At 70.4% G+C, this 18,516-nt stretch carries 18 protein-coding genes and 1 pseudogene; 13 read left to right on the top strand and 6 right to left on the bottom strand.

Annotation, left to right across the window (positions count from 1 at the left end):
* Positions 1 to 14 precede the first annotated feature (14 nt).
* A pseudogene (locus AC07F3_RS32405) lies at positions 15 to 820 on the bottom strand (transposase family protein).
* A 284-nt stretch (positions 821 to 1,104) separates the two neighbouring features.
* Between AC07F3_RS32405 and AC07F3_RS32400 the strand changes: the two are divergent.
* Together AC07F3_RS32400 and AC07F3_RS32395 are read left to right on the top strand one after the other, a co-directional pair.
* The gene (locus AC07F3_RS32400) at positions 1,105 to 1,227 is read left to right on the top strand and encodes a hypothetical protein (protein WP_479118050.1); all 123 of its coding nucleotides are present in this window, start codon (positions 1,105 to 1,107) and stop codon (positions 1,225 to 1,227) included.
* A 542-nt stretch (positions 1,228 to 1,769) separates the two neighbouring features.
* A complete protein-coding gene (locus AC07F3_RS32395; RefSeq protein WP_479118048.1) occupies positions 1,770 to 1,967 on the top strand; it encodes a hypothetical protein in 198 nt (65 codons plus the stop codon).
* Positions 1,968 to 2,262: 295 nt separating this feature from the next.
* Here the strand turns inward: AC07F3_RS32395 and AC07F3_RS32390 are convergent, their stop codons facing one another.
* Positions 2,263 to 4,158, bottom strand: a complete 1,896-nt coding sequence (locus tag AC07F3_RS32390; RefSeq protein WP_479118046.1) for an ATP-binding protein — start codon at positions 4,156 to 4,158, stop codon at positions 2,263 to 2,265.
* 207 nt (positions 4,159 to 4,365) lie between these two features.
* On the bottom strand, positions 4,366 to 5,649 hold the full coding sequence (locus AC07F3_RS32385; protein ID WP_479118045.1) for a choice-of-anchor A family protein: 1,284 nt from the start codon (positions 5,647 to 5,649) through the stop codon (positions 4,366 to 4,368).
* Positions 5,650 to 6,085: 436 nt separating this feature from the next.
* On the opposite strand from AC07F3_RS32385, the gene AC07F3_RS32380 reads away from it, so the two are divergent.
* Complete coding sequence (locus AC07F3_RS32380; protein ID WP_479118044.1) at positions 6,086 to 6,820, top strand: response regulator; 735 nt, start codon at positions 6,086 to 6,088, stop codon at positions 6,818 to 6,820.
* On the opposite strand, the gene AC07F3_RS32375 is transcribed toward AC07F3_RS32380, so the two are convergent.
* Positions 6,817 to 7,707, bottom strand: coding sequence for a carbohydrate-binding protein (locus AC07F3_RS32375; RefSeq protein ID WP_479118042.1), 891 nt, complete (start codon positions 7,705 to 7,707; stop codon positions 6,817 to 6,819). The genes AC07F3_RS32380 and AC07F3_RS32375 overlap by 4 nt on opposite strands.
* A 46-nt stretch (positions 7,708 to 7,753) precedes the next feature.
* Positions 7,754 to 8,473, bottom strand: a complete 720-nt coding sequence (locus AC07F3_RS32370; protein WP_479118040.1) for a response regulator transcription factor — start codon at positions 8,471 to 8,473, stop codon at positions 7,754 to 7,756.
* 198 nt (positions 8,474 to 8,671) lie between these two features.
* Between AC07F3_RS32370 and AC07F3_RS32365 the strand changes: the two genes are divergently transcribed.
* The 3 genes from AC07F3_RS32365 (at position 8,672) to AC07F3_RS32355 (ending at position 10,763) form a co-directional block, all read left to right on the top strand.
* Positions 8,672 to 8,866, top strand: coding sequence for a hypothetical protein (locus AC07F3_RS32365; protein WP_479118039.1), 195 nt, complete (start codon positions 8,672 to 8,674; stop codon positions 8,864 to 8,866).
* A 105-nt stretch (positions 8,867 to 8,971) separates the two neighbouring features.
* Positions 8,972 to 10,120, top strand: a complete 1,149-nt coding sequence (locus AC07F3_RS32360; protein ID WP_479118038.1) for a sensor histidine kinase — start codon at positions 8,972 to 8,974, stop codon at positions 10,118 to 10,120.
* Positions 10,121 to 10,202: 82 nt separating this feature from the next.
* Entirely contained in the window at positions 10,203 to 10,763 is a 561-nt protein-coding gene (locus AC07F3_RS32355) for a sigma-70 family RNA polymerase sigma factor (protein ID WP_479118037.1), read from the top strand.
* Here AC07F3_RS32355 and AC07F3_RS32350 read toward each other — a convergent pair.
* Positions 10,721 to 11,368 (bottom strand): response regulator, encoded by a 648-nt coding sequence (locus AC07F3_RS32350; RefSeq protein ID WP_479118036.1) that lies wholly within the window; start codon positions 11,366 to 11,368, stop codon positions 10,721 to 10,723. The two genes, AC07F3_RS32355 and AC07F3_RS32350, sit on opposite strands and share 43 nt — an antisense overlap.
* 108 nt (positions 11,369 to 11,476) lie before the next feature.
* On the opposite strand from AC07F3_RS32350, the gene AC07F3_RS32345 reads away from it, so the two are divergent.
* From AC07F3_RS32345 to AC07F3_RS32315, 7 genes are all read left to right on the top strand, one after another.
* A complete protein-coding gene (locus AC07F3_RS32345) occupies positions 11,477 to 12,127 on the top strand; it encodes a response regulator transcription factor (RefSeq protein ID WP_479118035.1) in 651 nt (216 codons plus the stop codon).
* A gap of 213 nt (positions 12,128 to 12,340) precedes the next feature.
* Positions 12,341 to 14,779, top strand: coding sequence for a sensor histidine kinase (locus AC07F3_RS32340; protein ID WP_479118034.1), 2,439 nt, complete (start codon positions 12,341 to 12,343; stop codon positions 14,777 to 14,779).
* A complete protein-coding gene (locus AC07F3_RS32335) occupies positions 14,766 to 15,230 on the top strand; it encodes a roadblock/LC7 domain-containing protein (protein ID WP_479118033.1) in 465 nt (154 codons plus the stop codon). The genes AC07F3_RS32340 and AC07F3_RS32335 overlap by 14 nt, the downstream gene beginning before the upstream one ends.
* Positions 15,211 to 15,570 (top strand): DUF742 domain-containing protein, encoded by a 360-nt coding sequence (locus AC07F3_RS32330; RefSeq protein WP_479118031.1) that lies wholly within the window; start codon positions 15,211 to 15,213, stop codon positions 15,568 to 15,570. Before AC07F3_RS32335 ends, AC07F3_RS32330 begins: the two co-directional genes overlap by 20 nt.
* Positions 15,551 to 16,171 (top strand): GTP-binding protein, encoded by a 621-nt coding sequence (locus AC07F3_RS32325; protein ID WP_479118030.1) that lies wholly within the window; start codon positions 15,551 to 15,553, stop codon positions 16,169 to 16,171. Before AC07F3_RS32330 ends, AC07F3_RS32325 begins: the two co-directional genes overlap by 20 nt.
* Before the next feature lie 14 nt (positions 16,172 to 16,185).
* On the top strand, positions 16,186 to 16,614 hold the full coding sequence (locus AC07F3_RS32320) for a roadblock/LC7 domain-containing protein (protein ID WP_479118029.1): 429 nt from the start codon (positions 16,186 to 16,188) through the stop codon (positions 16,612 to 16,614).
* A 36-nt stretch (positions 16,615 to 16,650) separates the two neighbouring features.
* Positions 16,651 to 18,516, top strand: a complete 1,866-nt coding sequence (locus tag AC07F3_RS32315) for a sensor histidine kinase (protein ID WP_479118028.1) — start codon at positions 16,651 to 16,653, stop codon at positions 18,514 to 18,516.

Raw genomic sequence — 18,516 nt, 5'->3', positions numbered from 1 at the left:
TCACTGAACCTCTTTCATCCTGAGTAGCTGCAGGTGAGGAGGGTGTGGACGGCGGCGACACATCTGCTGATGCGGTTGGTTGAGCAACGTGCCTTGCGGAAGAGGCGCCATGTCTTGAGTCGGGCGAAGGCGCGCTCGCCAGGTGCACGCAGACGGGCGTGGTCACGGTTGTATTGCTGGTAGTGCTCGGGTTGTTCGCGGTGGTGGTAGTACGGGGTGCGGACGGTCGCGCCGGCGCCCTGGTAGGCCCGGTCCGCGAGGATCAGGACCTCCCGGGTGAGGCAGGCCTGGACGATGCCGTGGGCGCGGGCGGCGGTCGGGTCGTGGGTCCGGCCCGGAAGAGCACGGGAGAGCCACAGGGGTGTGCCGTCCGGACGGGCGATGACCTGCACGTTCATACCGTGCTTCTTGTGCTTCTGCGAGTAGTACGGCTCATCTGCACGGATCCGGTCGGTGGGGATCAGGGTGCCGTCAACAATGACGAAGTCGCCTTCACCCAGGCCCGCGAGGGCCTCATGGAGTCCTGGTGTCCAGGAGGACAAGACGTCAAGTGTTTCGTCGACGTAGCGCCAGGCGGTTGCCTCCGAGACGCCGAACCCGGCTCCCACCTGGGCGAACGTCTCATTCTTCCGCAGATGCGCCAGCGTAAGCAGAGCTTGCTTGAAGCAACCCAACTTCCGCCACCGCGAGCCCAGTTCACGCCTCCGCGCGTACAGCAGCCATGAGACATGCTCAACAAGCTCGTACGGCACATCGAGCATGGCAGGATACGGAACCAACAGAGCCCCCCGGCCGCTGGTGTGTTGAGTGATGTCACCACCCCAACGACGAGGGGCTCTGCCATGTCACCCACCCCTCTGACCAGGCACTTTCACTCCTCAGGAGCAGGATGAAAGAGGTTCACTGTGACCGCGTCGGATGCGGTCGATCGTGGTCGGGGAGGGGAGCCCGAGGGGGGAGTTTGGCCGTAGCGCAGGTCGCAGGGGTGATTGGTAGTGGTCGGTAGCGCTGCGATGTCGGTCCAGCCGACCTGGCGGATGAGGTCGAGGCGCGGTTGCGGAAGGTGGCCATCGCGCGGGGAGCTGTGCCGGGCGGATGTGGAAGGTGCCCTCGGCAAAGGTCACCGTGTTCGTCCAGGAGGGCACCCGGCACAAGCACCGCGTCGACAAGGTTCTGCAGGATGCGCAGATCAAGCTGTCCGGAGCTGTCTCCGACCTGTTCGGCTAGTCCGGGCGGGCCATGATGGTCATGGTCGCCGGGGAACGCAATCCCCGTACCCTCGCCGAGCTCGCCCAGGGCAGTCTCGTCAAGAAGAAGGCGGCCCTGGCCGAGGCCTTGACGGGGTAGTTCGAGGACCACCACGCCCGCCTGCTCGGGGGGCTGCTGGCCACCATCGACCACCTGACCGCCCAGATCCACGAACTCGACCGGCTCATCGCCCAGACACTGGAGGAGATCATCGCCCCGCCAGACGACCCGGCCGACGCGGACGTGCCAGCCATCGTGGTGAGCGCGCGGGCCCTGGCTGAGCGTCTCGATGCCGTTACCGGCATCGGACCGACCGTAGCGCAGATCATCCTCGCCGAGATCGGCGCGGATATGAGCCCCCCTCCCGCGCGCCATCCGGTCCGGAGCGAAGAACACCGCGGGCCCAGCCGGGCAGGACAACCCTTGGCTCAAGGGGGCGCTGGGCGAGGCCGCAAACGCCACCGCCCACACCGACACCTTCCTCGGCGCCCATTACCGCTACATAGTCAAGCGCCGCGGTCATGCCAAAGCCCTGGGACGTCGCTCGCTCGATGCTCGTCATCGCCTGGCATCTGATCAACGACCCGGACGCCTCCTGTCAGGAACCCAGCGCCGACAGGCACAGCCGTCACCTCAATGCCGCCCGCAAGATCCGTGATCTCGTCCGCCAGCACCAAGCCCTCGGCCACCAAGTCACCCTCACACCCACGTCAGCCTGACCGCCCGTCTCACCGTCATCCAGTCCGCAAGCGGCCCGGATGCTGCGGCCTGCCCTCCCAAAGGCCGATCTTCCGTTCAGCTTCAGAGTCAGCTGATACTCCGTCAGAGAGTTATTATTCGGCTACCGCCGAGGCCGTGACCTGAGAGAACTCCGGTAAGGCGCCCCCTGGACCAGAGCATCATCACGGGTCACGGCGACGCCTGAGCCGGCGACGCCGAATTGAGAGACAAAGCCGCCCTGCCCGCAGGAAACCCGGCGACATCACGTTCCGCAGCATGTGAGGCTCTCGCGGCTCAATTGACCGGTGCGAAGAACCGTCCCAGCTTTCCGTACTCCGTCTCGATCCCCCGCAACAGGTCCGCGCGGCACACCGGGCGCTCGGCCGCCGCCGCGGCGAACGCGGCGCTCTCCACGCACGCGCGGATGCTGCCGCCCGCGAGGTCGTAGTGCTCGGCCAGGGTGTCCAGGCACGCGTCCTCGGGGGCCGCGGTGCCCAGCAGGGAGCGCCACAGCTGGGCGCGGACCTCCGGGCCGGGGCTCTCGAAGTGGACGACCTCGTCGAAGCGGCGGGTGAAAGCGGCGTCGATGTTGGAGCGGAGGTTGGTGGTCAGGATGGCCAGGCCGTTGAAGGCCTCCAGGCGTTGCAGCAGGTAGCCGCTCTGCATGTTGGCGTGGCGGTCGTTGGAGCTCTTGACCTCGCCGCGCTTGGAGAACATCGAGTCGGCTTCGTCGAACAGGACGACCGCGTCGAGCATCTCGGCGGCGGAGAAGACCCGTTCGAGGTTCTTCTCGGTCTCGCCGATGTACTTCGACACGATGGACGGCAGGCTGATGACGTAGAGGTCGAGGTCCAGTTCGCGGGCCACGGCCTCGGCCGCCATCGTCTTGCCGGTCCCGGACTCGCCGGCGAACAGCGCGGCGGTTCCCCTGCCTCGGCCGCCGCCCCTGCGCAGTCCCCAGCTGCCGAACACCGTCTCGCGGTGGCGGACCCGGGCCACCAGCATGTCCAGGCGGGTGCGGACCTCCGTCGGCAGCACCAGGTCCTGCCAGCCGACCTCGGGCACGATGTGCCGGGCCAGGCCGCCGAGTTCGCCGGCGGCGCGCTGCCGGGCCGCTTTCCGTACGGTCCGCATCTCGGCATTGGTCGCGTGCAGGGCCGAGGCGCGGTGGATGCCTTCCACGGAGACCGATGCGGCGGCGCTCAGCTGGTCGCCGGGGCGCCGGGCGCCGGCGGCGCGCAGGTCCGTCTCGACGGGCTGGGGCGTGTCCCATCCGTACGCTGCCCAGGCCTCGCTGCCGTAGAGGAGGAGGGGTACGGGTTCGTCGGCGAGCTGGGTCACCAGGCGCCGCACCAGGTCGGCCTGGTCGGGTTCGGTGGCGGCCGGGGCCGCGAGGGGCAGCAGGACGGCTGCGCCGAGCAGCCTCGCCTCCAACGTGGCCTCGGCGGCGAGCTGTTGAGGGGAGGCCCCGCCGCTGGTGAGGGCGTCGGGGTCCAGGAGGAGCGGGACGAGGCCGGTCGCCGCGAGCGCGGCGCGGCTCGCCGGGAGTGCCTCGCCGTGGATGCCCTGGCGCAGGTAGCGGGTCCGGTGCGGGTCGGCGCCGAGCGCGGTGTCCAGGCCCTTGGCGTGCTGGGGGTCGGTATCGTCGGGGTGCGGCGGCAGGAGGTGCAGTCGGCGGTTCGCGGCCTCGCACCGCTCGCGGCCGACCAGGAAGTCGAGGACGCGGTCGGTGACGTCAAGGACCCGTTCCGGGAACGATGCCTCCGGGTTCTGACAGGTCATCAGGCCAGTGTCGAAGAGCGCGGAGCCCCGGCGCAGCAGGCCGTCGGCGATGGCGTCCGGTACGGCGATGCCCTGCACGGAAAGGGCCACCGACACGGAGGGGCGGGAGGTGGGAAGGCCGCTCAGGAACTGGAACGCGGCACCACAGACCGGCTTGAGTTCGGGCAGCAGGCAGGTGATGAGCAGGTCGGTCTCCCGCTCCGAGAGACCGAACTCCCTGACCAGGTGCGCGAGCCGGTCGCCCTCGGCCTTGCGCAGCGCCAGCTGTGCGTCGCCGGGCCAGGCGTGGCTCTCGGCGGGCTGGGCCGCTGAGTCCTCCGACGGGCCGCCGTCCTCGCGTTCCATGTAGAGGCGGCGCAGCCGTTCTTCCGCCACTTCGAGTCGTTCCTCGAACAGGCTTCGGCTCATTGGTCTGAGAGATCCTTCGCGAGGCGGGTGGGGGGCACGTGGCGGCCGGTTCTTCCCCGCCGCCCACGGAAGGCCGACCCTAGGAGGCGGACCTGCCCAGGCGCTGCCCGCCAAGGTGGACTGGTACCGGTAAAGGTTGATCATTCGGGCGCCGACGGCGGCCGGAGCGCGCCCGACCGTCGCACGGCGGGCTGTGTCCGCCGTCTGTCAGCGGCGCGAGGAGCGGCGGCGGATCAACGCGTACCCCGTGCACGCGGCTCCGATGAGGAGCGTGGCGACGGCGCCCGTCGCGAACAGCGGGTCGACTCCGCCGCCCGTCATGGCGAGGCGACCGTGTCCGTCGGTGCCGGGGGTGGGCGTGGGGGAGGCGGACGGTGTGGGGGCCGGCGAGGACGACGCCGACGGCTTGTTGCCGCTCGTCCCGGAGGACTTCGGGGCGGCGAGCGGGGGCAGCGCGGTCCCGGTCGGTGCGGGGTGGGCGGCGGGCGGCAGCGGCTTCGACGGCGCTTGGCCGGCGGGAAGGCAGCCGGAGAAGGCCATCTGGTGCGTCTCCGCGCCCGGCACCGAGGTCAGCTTCTTGGCGATGACGGCGCCGTTGACGTGGCCGGGCCCCGTCTTGGTGCTGCCCAGCTGCACGGCCGCGTCGGGGGCCAGGATCGTGCCGGGCCACGAGGCGCTGTTCTTGACCAGCGAGATGGCATGCGGGAAGTTCCACAGCAGCTTGGACCGGAGGGTCTTGAACGCGGCCGATCCCGCGGCGTAGTCGTCGAGGACGAACGCCTTGCTCGCCGGGTCCCATATCTCGACGCCGCTCAGCGAGGCCGCCGCCATGTCGTACGAGGCGCCGAGCACGTTGACCAGGGTGGTGGATCCGGCGGGGACCTTGAGTGCGATGCGGTTGGCCTGCTGGAGGTCGGCGGCGTTGACGGTGAAGACGTTGCCCTCGGGGTCCGTGCCGGTCAGGAGCAGGGCCTCGCTGTTGGTGGGGCGGGCGACCGTGCCGTTGTCCTTGAGGGCGGCCCAGGCCGTGGAGTTGGCGCGCAGCGCGGCGAACTCGCGCTTGAAGTTCACGGGCGAGCTGCCCTGGGCGTGCGGGCCGTCGATGGCGAAGCTGCCGGGGCGGTTCGTCTCACGCAGCTCACCGTAGACACCCGAGCCCTTCCGCAGGACAACCTGGTTGGCGCTCAGAGTGCCGCCGACCACGAGGGAGTTGTGGCTGGGGAGTGCGCCGAGGTCGTCTCCGCTGAGCTTGGCTCCGACGGAGAAGCCCTGGCCCGTCCTGCCGTCGCCGAAGTGTGCGTCTCCTCCGACGGCCACGGCGCCCTCGGAGTCGGAGTACCGCGTGGCGTCGCTCTCGACGAACTCGGCGTACTTCCCGGCGATCCCGAGCGGGTTCGTCCCGCACTGCGGCGCCGCCGTTGCCGAGGGGGCGGGCGCCAGGACGAGGGAAGCCATGACACCGACGGTGGCGAGGGCTGCGGGCGTGCGCATGCGAGATCTCCTGGTGAAACAGGGTGAGTTGGGCGGCAGGGGTGACCGGGACCGACTCTCCACCCGGCATGACACAGCGTCAATTGCCAGCATTCGACATCAATACAGACATGTAGCCATTAACCTCCTTAAGCCCATCTAAAGCGTGAGACAGGTCACGTCGCGAGCCGCCCGCCGGAACAGCCGCCGCGTACGCCGATGTTGAGGACGGACCGGCCCTGACCGGGACCTCCTGGAGCGGAGATGGTTGCAACATGAGAGGGTTTACCCACTCATACGGCTGTTCGCCGGACCCGTCCGGGTACGGCAGGCGGTGCCGCCGACGTGCGTCTTCCCGGAAGGTGATGTCCATGCCCTGCCTCCTCGCCCGCGGTCCTGCGCCGACGAACCCGGCTCCGGTGTGCTGTCCCCGCCGACCAATAGGCCTGTTGAACCCATGAGCCGCGAAGAAGGAGCCACTGCCGCGGACACCGACGCCCGCGTCCTCGTCGTCGACGACCAGGCGATCGCGCGCTCCGGCCTCGTCTGCCTGGTCGACTCCGTGCCGGGGTTCACGGTCGCGGCCGTGGCCGAGAACGGCCCGGAGGCGGTGACGCAGGCACGCGAACACGGCGTGGACCTGGTCCTGATGGACCTCCGCATGCCGCACATCGACGGGGTCGAGACGACCCGGCGGCTGACGCGGCTGAGCCGACCGCCCCGCGTCATCGTGCTGACCGGGTTCACCATCGACGACCAGGCGCTGGCGGCCCTGGAAGCCGGAGCCAGCGGGTTCTTGACGAAGGACGTCAGGCCGGCGGGGCTGCAGAGCGCGATGGAGAGCGTCATGAACGGCGTCAGCCTGGTCGCGGCCGAGGTACTGGGCCTCATCGTGAAGAAGGCGTCGCGCGGCACGGCCCGCGGCCGCGTGCACCGCGCCAAGCTGCTCGGCCGGCTGACGGAAGAGGAGCGGTGCGTGCTCACGCTGATCGGCGCGGGACTGAGCAACGTACAGATCGCCGGGCGGATCTATCTGTCCGTCTCCGGCGTCAAAGCCCACGTCTCCCGCATCCTGCGCAAGCTGGACCTGCAGAACCGCACCCAGGCGGCGGTCCTCGCGTATGAACTCAACCTGACGGACAGGGAGTTCGGGATGCCGAGCCCGGAATTCGACAGGTGGCGGATTCGCTAACGCAGACGCTGCCAGAGGGCCTCGGACTCGATGTAACTCGGGTCGCCGTGTCCCACGTAGCTCTGCCTGCACCGGTAGACGGCGCCGTTGTACTTCACCTGGTCCCCCACCCTGTAGGAATCACTCGCCTCCCAGGCCGGCACCGCCGGCCCGTCCGAATGCGCAGGGGACGGCGAGGTCGGGTGGGAGGACCTGGACGCCGACTGCGAGACGGACGGGTCCGCACCCGTACCGGTGCTCGGGCCGTGCTGTCCGTCGGTCCCAGGATCGGACGGTGTGGAGCGGAACGTGCCGGAGGCACTCGGATGCCCCGGCGTAGTCGGGCCCTTCGCCGACGAGCCGTTGGGGGAAGCCTGCCCCGCGGCCCGGGCCTGCTCCTCGGCGGTGGACGGCGTGGTGGAGGGAACGGTGTCGGGGGCTCCGGCTCCGTGGCCGGACGATCCCATCAGAGCGGCGAGGCTATCGGGCCCGCCTCCCCCGAACACGAGGATGCCCGCGCCCGCGAGCGCCAGGGCCCCCGCGACACCCGCGGATATGCGCCAACGCGCGCCGCGCGGCCGGCGGCGCCTGCTGTGCAAGTGCGCCGGGTCGAAGACCATCGTGTCGTCGGCGCCGGGCGGTTGCTCGGTGTCGTACGCCGTCGCCCCACGGCTGTTGTGCGGCTGCACCGCCGCCAACTCCGCCGTGTCCTCGACGCCGTTCGTTCGCATCGCGCCCGAGTCCGGCGCCCGGTCGGCGCCGTGCGGCTGCTCCGCACCAATGACCGCCGTCTCGTCGGCGCCGTGCGGTCGGCCCGCCTCGTAGACCGTCGTCCCATCGCCGGAAGCCGTCTCACCGGGGGGGCGCTTCCGCTGCCCTCCGGCGGACGGCAACTGCTGCTCGGCCACCCTCGATCACCGCCTCAATGTCATGAAGTACTGGTATTTGCCCAGGTTATGCGGCGACGGCGACCTGCCGTGCGAGACCCGTCTCGTTGGCCACGAGCGCGGCCTGGGTGCGGTTTTCGAGGTGCAGCTTGCCGAGGAGCCGGGACACGTACGTCTTCACGCTCGCGCGGGAGAGGTGGAGTTCCTCGGCGATACGGGCGTTCTCGAAGCCGCAGCCGAGCAGTTGCAGGACGTGGCGCTCGCTGTCGTTGAGCAGGCTGACCCGGGGGTGGGCGCGTGTGAAGCGGGTGCGGGAGCCGGTGGGCCGGTCCATGAGGCCTTCGAAGAGCTCCGGCGCGATGGCGCAGCCGTCCGAGAGCACGTGGCCGAGGACGGAGTCGAGCAGGGTCGCGTCCAAGTCCTTGGTGATGAACCCGCGCGCCCCGGCGTCGAGCGCCTCCTCCAGCCCCTCGTTCCCGGCGTCGCCGGTCAGCAGGACCACCTTGGGGGGCCGGCGAAGCAGACCGCCGAGGCGGTCGGTGCGGAACCCGACGGACCGCGCCAACTGCAGGTCCATGACGAGGAGTTCCGGCTCGGTGCTCCGCAGGAGCTTCGTCACTTCCAGGGCGCTCGACGCCTCGGCCACGACGTCGTATCCCAGACCTTCCAGAAGACGGCACAGCCGGGTACGGAATGCCTGATCACCATCGGCGACGAGCACGGTGCGCCGAACCGGCTGCTGCATTTCGCCCGTCGGAGCGCTGTGAAGTTCCGCTGTCGAGTTCATGGGAACAAGTGTGGCGCACCCAGGCTTAGGCGTGGTCTAACGACTTCTTAAAAACTCTTAATGTGGCTTACCGGCAGGGAATCCCACACCCACCGTGCCCGCACGGTCACAGTTTCCTCGGCGCGGAATTCTGGTACGCGAAAGGCGGTATGGTTTCGCCAACTGTCAGAATCCCCAGACCGACAGAAGGCCGACGCCATGAACAATCTCGAAGGTCGCCCGGGCCGCTGGTGGCCTGCTCTCCATTCCACGCCGAGCGATACCCCGGTCTACGACGCTGTGGTGGCGGATCTCGGCTATCCGGAGATGGATGTCATCGTTCCCGGCCGTCTCGATGTGACGTGGGAACAGCATCTCGGATACCTGCCCGCTCAGGATTCCCTGGATCATTGATCTGCGCGCGGGACTTTGGCACCGAATTCCATAGGACTAATGGAAGTTCATAACCAGGACGTTCGTCCCGCGGCATACAGATCTCCTCGTGTTCTACTTCTGCGAATGTCTCGACACATCGAAACGACCTGGGCAACTCGGCGCCTGTGGACGGCCGCCGCCTGCGGCGCGGCCCTGTGGGCCGTCTGGGACTCGAAGGCGTACGCCTTCAACGGCCTGGTCCTTTCGGGCAGACCCGCGCCGGCCGGTGCCGTGGGCGCGGCCGCGGGCCTGGTCCTGCTGTGGCACGCGCGCCGGCCCGTCCTCGTGGCCTCCCTCGCCGCGGTCGGCCACCTGCTGGCCTATGCGCCGGGCGCCCTGGGCCTGGCCATGTTCGCCACCGGTACGCGGGTGCCGGACCGGCGCGGTCTCGTAGTGCCGGTGGCCGCGGCGACGGCGCTGGCCCTGGTCGGCGTCCGGGGCAGCACTCCCAGTCCGGGGGTACGGGAGAACCTGATCGCCCTCGCCCTCGCCCTCGGCCCGTTGCTCGCCGGGTATGCGATCGGACGGCAGCACGAGCGGTCCGCCGCGGCCCGGCACCGGGTGGGCGAGTTGGAGCGCGAGCGGGCGCTGTGGGCGGAGCGGGCCATCGCCGACGAGCGCTCGCGGATCGCCCGGGACATGCACGACACCCTCGCCCACCGCGTGAGCGGCATCGTGCTGACCGCCAACGCCCTGCTGTCCTCCCCGGCCGCCCTGCCGGGCGCGTCGTCGCGGGCCGTCGAGCGGATCCGCAGCGACGGCCACCGGGCGCTGGAGGAACTCCGCGAGACGCTGGGCCTGTTGGAACCCGGTGACTGCGCGGCCGCTGCTCCCGTGGACCGCATCGCGGCCCTGGTCGAGGAGGTGCGCCACGACGGCACGCGGGCCGTGCTCCACGTCGACGGCCACCCCGAAGTGCTCCCCGAGCCGCTCCAGCTGACGGCCTACCGGGTCGTACAGGAGTCGCTGACGAACGCGGCCCGGTACGCGCCCGGCGCCGAGATTGCGGTGGCATTGCACTGCGGGCCCGAGGGGCTGCGCGTGGAGGTGACGGACACGGGCGCCCGACGCCCTGTCGAGGCCGTGCTGCCGTCGGGCGGAAGCGGGCTCGCCGGGCTCGCTCAGCGGGTCGCCCGGCTGGGCGGCGCCTTCAAGGCCGAGCGGAAGGGCGAGGGCTTCGCCGTACACGCACTGCTTCCTCACGGAGCCGCAACGGCGGTCGACCCGGGTTGATTCCGGGCTGGCCGCTCGTCCACGGCCGCGCGCCTTCCGGGCGACACCCCGGCGCCGGAAGGCAAGCCAGCATGGACGCACCATGGACGACCCCACCGGACACCGGCCCGCCCCCTACCCGGACTTCGAGGGCTATGTACGCGCCCGCCGCGAGGCGCTGCTGGCACGGGCGGAGCGTCTGGTGTCCAACCCGCAGGACGCCCAGGACCTGTTGCAGCTCGCCCTGCTGCGCGCGTTCCACCAATGGGACTACATCCGCAACAAGGCCAATCCGGACGCCTACGTCCAGCAGGTCCTCAACACCGTATGGATCGACTACGGGCGCGGCGGAGGGTTCGGGGACGTGCCGACCGGCGATCCTCTGGACGGCGCGGTACCCGACTTCGCGCCCGGCCACGCGGAGCACGAGTCGCTGCGCACCTTGGTGAGCGGGCTTCCGCAACGTCGCCGCCAGGTTGTGTTCATGCGCTACTGGCTCGGCATGAACGCGGCCCAGATCTCCGCCGTTCTGGGCATCGCGCCCGCAACCGTGCGCAGCACCCTCTTCCAGACGCTGCTGCGGCTGCGTGCCGAGCTGGAGCGTAGGGAGGGCGCCGGGTCTCAGTCGGCGAGCCCCACGCGGTTGACGAACCGGGCCAATTGAACGCGGTTCGCCAACTCCAGCTTGGTGAGGATGTGGGTGACGTGGTTCTTCACGGCGGCCTCGGACAGGCCCAGCTCACGGCCGGTGGCGGCGTTGGTCAAGCCGGTGGCCAGCAGCCGCAGCACGGCGCGCTCCCGGTCGGTCAGGGCGGCGAGGCGTTGGAGTTCCTGCGGCGAGGGCCGGTCGGCCCGGCGCAGCGAGGTGACCAGCCGGCCCGCGACCTCGGGGTGCAGTACCGCGTGTCCCGCGTGGGCCGCCCGCACGGCCTCCAACAGGTCCTCGACTGACAGGTCCTTGAGCAGGAAGCCCGACACTCCGCCGGTGAGGGCCTCGCGCACCAGGGCACCGTCGTGAAAGGCGGTCAGGATCAGCACCCGGGGCGGTTCGGGCAGGGCCAGCAGGCGGGTGGCGAGCGAGAGGCCGCTCTCGTCGGGCAGCCCGAGGTCCACCAGGGCGACGTCGGGTCGGGTGCGGAGCACCGCTTCTATCCCTGATGCCGCGTCAGGGGCGGTGGCGGTCACCTCGGTGTCGGCGCCGGAAGAGACGATCTGCTGGAGCCCGGTCCTGGCGATGACGTTGTCCTCGACAATCACTACCTTGATCATCAGCTGGGGGCTTCCCCTCACCGGTCGACATACCATCAACCTATGTCACCATCTGTTCCCATTCGTGCCGTTCCCTCGTATCCGGCACCCCCCATCGGAGCAAGGGGGATGATCACGGTTCTGCCGGTGAGCGGTGACCGGCACATGCGTCGGGTCCTGCGGCAGCACCTGCTGGGCGGCTGCGGAATCAACACCGTCGAGGAGGCCTGGGACGCCGCCACCGCGCGCGAGCGCGTCCGTGTCCTGCTTCCGGACGCGGTCGTCATCCACGCCGGACCGGGCGGCAACGGGCTGGCCATCGCCCGCGAGATCGGGCACGAAAAAAACTCCCCGCAGCTTCTGTTGGTCGGCTCACCGGAGGACCGCCTGGCGGAGGCAGCCATTTCCTCCGGCGTGTCGGGACTTCTGTCCGTGAATTCCCTGCACAAAGACCTGGTTCGCGCGGTTCGCGCGGTCACGGCGGGCCACGCATTCTTCTCCAGCGAACTGACTCGGGACATCGTCGAGCTCGCGTCGCGCCGGGTGTGGACCCAGCGTGTTCCGGCCCAGAGAACGGCGCTCGACACCTTGACGGACCGCCAGCACGAAGTGCTCGAACTCCTTGCCACCGGCATGTCCAATGCCGAGATCGCCGAATCTCTGGGGCTCCGCACCGCAACCGTCAAAACACATGTGAGCCAGGTGCTCACACGGCTCGGGGCGCAGAACCGCGTCGAGGCGGCCCGCATTGTCTTCGGACCCTGCACCGCCGCACCTTAAGGGGTGGCAGGGGACCATCGAATCAACTTTCGGCCGATGGGGGTAGCCCATTGGTCAAGCGAGTCGCCATCGGACCGTACATAGGCTGGGACGGCCCTATTCCACTTCCTCGGAAACAAGGTCTTCCCCGTGAACAATGGTGCTCCTGCGCCGGGCCCCCGGCACGAGCAGGTATCAGGAGCGGGTCGCACGTCCCTGCCCTGGCGCAGGCGCGTGCTCGCCGACCTCCGGGTGCCGACCCGCATGCTCATCGTCGTCCTCGTGCCGCTGCTCGCGGCCCTCGGCTTCGCCGGCATGCGGGTCAAGGACGCTCTGGACACCGCCGACCAGTACCGCGACACGGCGCGCATCGCCGAGACCAGCCGTACCGGGACGTCCCTCATCCGGGCACTGGCGCAGGAGCGCGACCTGGCTGTCGACCCGAAGGCCCACGACCGGCTCCACCCAAGCGACGGCACCGGCCGCTCCGAATCCGACGCGAAGGCCAAGCAGTTCCTGGACGAACTCAGGCAACTGCCCGCCAGCTCCGGGATGGAGCGCCAGCGCAAGGTCACCAGCACCGGGCTCGACGCCCTCAAGGAGGTCCGCAAGCTGGCGGATTCGCGCACCGCCCCCAGCGACGTCGAGAACCAGTACGGCGGCGTCATCGTGTCGATCGCCAGTCTGTACAACCAGGTCGGCGGGATCGGCGAACAGGCCCGGGGCGCGGGCTGGACCCTGTACACCCTGGCCCTGTACGACGTCATGGTCACGAGCCAGCGTTCGGTGCTGGCCTCCGCGCCCTCCGGCAACCTCACCGCGGGCGCCCAGGGCAACGTCCTCGCCTCCCAACTCGTACGCGGCATCACCGGCACGGAGTTCGGCCTGTACGCCAAGCCCGGCGAGGCCGCCACGTTCCAGCGGATCGTCGATGCCGCACCGTCGGCCGCCGTGACCGACGCGATCCAGAAGCTGGGCGCCTCCACCGGCCAGACCAACCTCACCAAGGTGCTGCCGAAGACCTGGTACGAGGACCTCACCCACATCAGCACCCAGCTGGACAAGCTCCAAGACACCGTGGAGGCCCGCGTTCTGGCTGGCGCCCTCGACCAGAAGGACCAGGCCCACCAGAAGGCCGTCATCTCCATCGCCCTGTCGATCCTGGCCCTGCTGATCGCCACGGCCCTGGTGATCGCGACCTCCCGGCACCTGGTGCGTGGCCTGGCCTGGCTGCGCCGCTCGGCGGTGAAGGTAGCCGACGTCCACCTTCCCGACGTGACCCACCACCTCTCCCAGAGCAGCGAGCTGCCGCGCGCCTTGGAGGGCAAGGTGCTCGCCCCGCGCAGCCGGGATGAGATCGGCGACGTGGCGCGCGCCTTCGACCGGGTCTACCTGGAGGCGGTACGCCTGGCCCGCCAGCAAGCCGGCACGCGCGAGGAGGTCAACCTCCTCTTCCAGAACCTCTCCCGGCGCAACCAGTCCCTCATCCAGCGGCAACTAGCGGTCATCACCGAACTCGAGAGCCGCGAGCTGGAACCCGACGCACTCGCGCACCTCTTCCACCTCGACCACCTCTCCACCCAGATCCGCCGCAACAGCGAGAACCTGCTGGTGCTCGCCGGAGCGGAGATCTCGGCCGAGCGGCGCGAGACCACGGACCTCCTCGCGCTCGTGCGAACGGCGGCCTCAGAGATCGAGGACTACCGGCGGGTCACCTACCACGCTCTGCCCCCGGTCGGTGTGGTCGGCTACGCCGCCGACGATCTCGTCCATCTGATCGCCGAACTCCTCGACAACGCGGCCTCGTTCTCCAGCCCGGACACCTGGGTCGTGGTGAGCGGCCGACGGATGCCCGACGGCCGCGCCCTCCTGGAGATCCGCGACGCAGGCATCGGGATGAGCCCCGAGCAGCTGGCCCAGGCCGAACAGGCCCTGCATCAGACCGCCGGATTCCGCTCCCACCTCAGCGAATCCATGGGCCTCTACGTCGTGGGGGCGCTCGCCCGCAAGCACCAGGTGGCCGTCCGCCTTTACGAGAACACGCCGACCGGCCTGGTGGCATCGGTGATCCTGCCGCAGTCCATGCTGGCCGAGCCGGCCCCGCATCCCGCGCAGTCGGCCGCGCTGTCGGCCCAGGCGGCCGGACAGCCCGTGGGGTACGGGCGGGCCCGCCGGGTGATGGGCGCCCGCGTGCAGGAGAGCGCGCCCGCGACCGCCCAGGACCCGGCGACCGTGTCGATGCAGGCCCTCGGCCCCGCCGGCGGCGAGTCCGTGGCACCGCACTCGGGTCCGGCCCAGGCGTCTACTCCTCAACCGGCCTCCGCGGCGCAGCAGTCCGTACCCCAACAGCAGGGCTCGACGCAGCAGCCCGCACGGCGACCGGGCGCCCCGGCGCAGGCGTCCACACCTCAACCGGGCGAACCGGAACCACGACCCGCGCCCCAGCAGGGCGCCCCCGCTCCGGTGTCCACGCAGGCGGGCCTTCCGGTACGGCAGCGACGCGCGCGCGTGGGCAGCATCGCCACGCCCGACCCGGCGACCGGCGGCTCCGCCGCCCTTCCCGATCCCGCCGAGATCCGGCGGCGCATGAGCGGCCTGACCGACGGGATCGCCCAGGCCCAGCCAGAGCCGCCACAGGAGCCCGCCCAGGAGGAGCCCCGTGTACGCGATTGAACCGTCCCCCGCGCCGCGATCCCTGCCCCAGGGCACCGACAAGGTGCGCGAGTTCCAGTGGGTACTGCAGAAGTTCCAGACCGACCTGCCGGGCGTCTTCGACGTCGCGCTGGTCTCGGCGGACGGCGTGCTGCTCGCCCGGGCCTCAGACATCAAGGCACCGGCGCCCGGACTCGTGTCGCCGATCACCAGCGGCCTCGCCGCGCTGGGGTACGCGGCGGCAGAGCTGAACCAGTCGGGTGCGGTGCACCGCACCGTCCTGGAAATGCAGCACTCCATCCTCGTCGTGGTGACCGTCTCCGACGGCTCACTGCTGGCCGTCGCCGCAGACACCGGCACCGACCGGGCCGTGCTCGGCTACCAGATGACCCGCCTTGTGCGGCGCGTGGGCCACGTCCTCACCCCCGAACTGCGGTCCACGCTGAGGGATCATGCCGCGGCAGCCCACTGAGCCGCCCAGACCCGGCCCCCCGCCACTGGCACCCCGCCCATACACCATCACGGCGGGCCGGACGGTGACCGGCCTGGAACTCCCCCTGGAGGCCTTGGTCGTGACCGAGCGGCGGGGTCCGGCCGGCGCCCAGCCCGAACACGAGCTGATCCTGGCCCTGTGCACCGAGGCCGCCTCGGTTGCCGAGGTGTCCGCGCACCTGGGAGTGCCCGTGGGCGTCGCCCGGATCCTCGTCGCGGACCTGTCCGCCGTGGGGTTCGTCTCGGTCATGGAGCCCGTCGGCGACCAGCCGACCACCGCACTGTTGGAAAGGGTCCTCAGTGGACTTCACAGCCTCTAAGCAGCCGCCCTCCGCCGCGGCAATGTCCTCAGCCAAGATCGTCGTGGCCGGGGGTTTCGGCGTCGGCAAGACCACGCTGATCGGCAGCATCTCCGAGATCCTGCCACTGCGGACCGAGGCGGTCATGACCGTCGCGTCCGAGGGCATCGACAACCTCAGCCACGTGCCGTCCAAGCGCACCACCACGGTGGCGATGGACTTCGGCCGCGTGACCCTGGAGGAATCCCTCGTCCTGTACCTGTTCGGCACGCCCGGCCAGGACCGGTTCTGGTTCATGTGGGACGACGTGGTGTGCGGGTCGATCGGCGCCATCGTCCTCGCGGACAGCAGACGCCTGGCCGACTCCTTTCCCGCGGTCGACTACTTCGAGGAGTGCGGCCTGCCGTTCGTCGTCGCGCTCAACGGCTTCGACGGCCGCCAGCCGTTCGCGCCTGACGAGGTCCGCAAAGCCCTCCAACTCGCCGACGACGTACCCGTGGTGCAGACCGACGCACGACAGCGCTCCGCCGTCCAGGACGTCCTGATCCGGGTGGTCGAGCACGCGCTGGAGCGGCGCCTGGCGCCGGCAGCCGGCCCGCGCGCCGCCGCAGCGGTCCTTTGAGAACGGAGAGAGAAATGCAGTCTGCCGGGAACCAGGCCCTGGACATCCAGAACGTCATCCACGACTCGTGGGAGACGACGCCCGGCATCAGGCGCGCCGTCCTGTTGTCGGCCGGCGGCCTCGTCCTGTGCGCGGACCCGTCCACCGACACCGCCGATGCCGAACGGCTCGCCGCCCTGTCCTCCAGCCTGGTCTCCCTCACCAGAGCGGCGGCCCAGGCGTACTGCAGCGGCTGGGTCGGGGCCGTCATGATCAACATGCAGCGGCACCACCTGTGTATGGCGCCCGTCGACGCGCAGACGAGCCTGGTCATGGTGTCCGACGCCGACACCGACACCAGTCAGGTCATGTACGCCGCCTCGCTCCTGGCTGCGGAGGTCGCGATGCTCCTCGACACCGCCACCCGGGAGCACCTCGGCCGGTTCTTTCTCCAGCCCGGTTAGACAGACGCCGGCCCACCGAGCACGACGGGGGATCAGATGAGTAGACACTGGCTGCGCCATCGACGGCTGGGCATGCAGGTGGCGGCGGTGCTCGCCCTGCCCGTCTCTCTGGCCATCGTGCTGGCCGCCCTCCAGATCCGGGACGCGGCCGACGCCCTGGACCGACGGGTCACCGCCGAGCGGCAGGGGCTGCTGTCGGTGGCAGCCGCCTCTCTCGCCCGCGACCTACAGAATGAACGGGACGCCCTGTCGGTAGCGTCGGGCCGGCCCGACGGCGACGTCACCGAGCGCCGCCGGCTCACCGACACCACGCTGGCCAACTTCCGCAGGGCGGCCGGGCACAGCCAGGGCGAACCGAGGATCAAGGGTCGCCTCGCCCAGGCCCAGGACGCGCTGGAGCACCTGCCCGAGGCCCGCGCCGGCGACATGGCCCGGCGGACCGCACTACTGCCCGCGATCACGGCGTACACCAGCATCGTGACCGCCCTCGACGCCCTGGTGCCGCCCGGCGGCCCCGGCGCACACGCCACAGACGCCTCCGAGGCCCCGTACTCCCTCGCCACCAGCACCGCCGCCCTCTCCGGACAGCGCGCGCTCATCAACTCCCCCGTCGCCAAGGGCAGGTTCACGAGAGACGAAGTGTCCTTCCTCGCCCAGCAGGAGGGTCTGCGCCAGTTCACGTCGCGCGAGTACGAGGCCATCCGGCGATCCGCCGGCTCCGTGACCAAGGACAACATCGACACCTCCTGCCTGGCCGAGCCACTCGACAAGGCCCTCGCCGGCGATCGCCCCCTTCCCGCGCCGTGGGTGGCGTGCAGCTCGCGCGTCCTGGACCAGATGCACGCCGCCGAGGACGCACTCCTCAAAAAGGCCCTGCAATCAGCCGCGACGGCACGCGCCGGGGCCCGTCAGGCGCTGATCTGGCATACCGTCGCGATCGCCGCCGTGCTCCTCGCATCCGCCGCCGTCGCCGCCCTGACCGCCCGCCGCCTCATCCGCCGACTGCACAGGCTGCGCCGGGCGGCACTCAAGGCCCAGAACGAACTGCCGTCCTTCGTCCACCGAATGGCCCGCGCCCAGCACCCGCAGCACCTCTCCTTCGACGTGACACCCGTCGACCTCGGCCACCGCGACGAAATCGGCGACCTGACCCGTGCGTTCGACGCGGTCGTCAAGGAGGCCGTCGACCAGACAGCGCAACAGGCGGTGCTGCGCGCCGCCATGCGCGCCAAGCTCGCCGCCATGTCCCGGCGCAGCCACCTGCTCGTGCACCAACAGCTCGACCTGCTCTCCCAGCTCCAGATGACTGAGCAGGACCCGCACACCCTCGGCACCCTGTTCCAGCTGGACCACCTCGCCACCCGAATGCGCCGCCACGGCGAGACCACCCTCGTCCTCGCCGGTGAGGACCCCGGACGCCGCCACCGCGAGGACGCGCCGCTCATCGACGTCCTGCGGGCCGCGGCGGCGGAGGTCGAGCACTACACCCGCGCCGTCGTACGCCCCGACGTGCCCGCCGTACACCTCAGGGCCGGGGCCGTCCACGGCATCACGCACATGATGGCCGAACTCATCGAGAACGCCACGAAGTTCTCCCCCGCCGACCGACCCGTGCGCCTGACGGCCAAGGCGACCGACGCCGAAGGCGTGGTCGTGCGCGTCAGCGACGACGGCAGCGGAATCGCCCCCGAGCAGCTCGACGCGCTCAATGTGCGCCTGCAGAGCGAACTGCCCATGGACTGGGTGCAGTCCGAGAGCACCGGCCTGTACGCGGTCAACTGCCTGGCCTCGCTGCACGGCGCGAGCGTGTACATCGACTCGACCGAGCAAGGCACCACCGTCGCCGTCGCCCTCCCCGCCGACCTCCTGGTGCCCGCGCCGACCCACCCCCGCGCGGAGTGA

This window comes from Streptomyces sp. NPDC045846, from assembly GCF_056431605.1.
The sequence above is the reverse complement of the archived record's forward strand: the minus strand, read 5'-3'. Positions and strand labels throughout refer to the sequence as shown.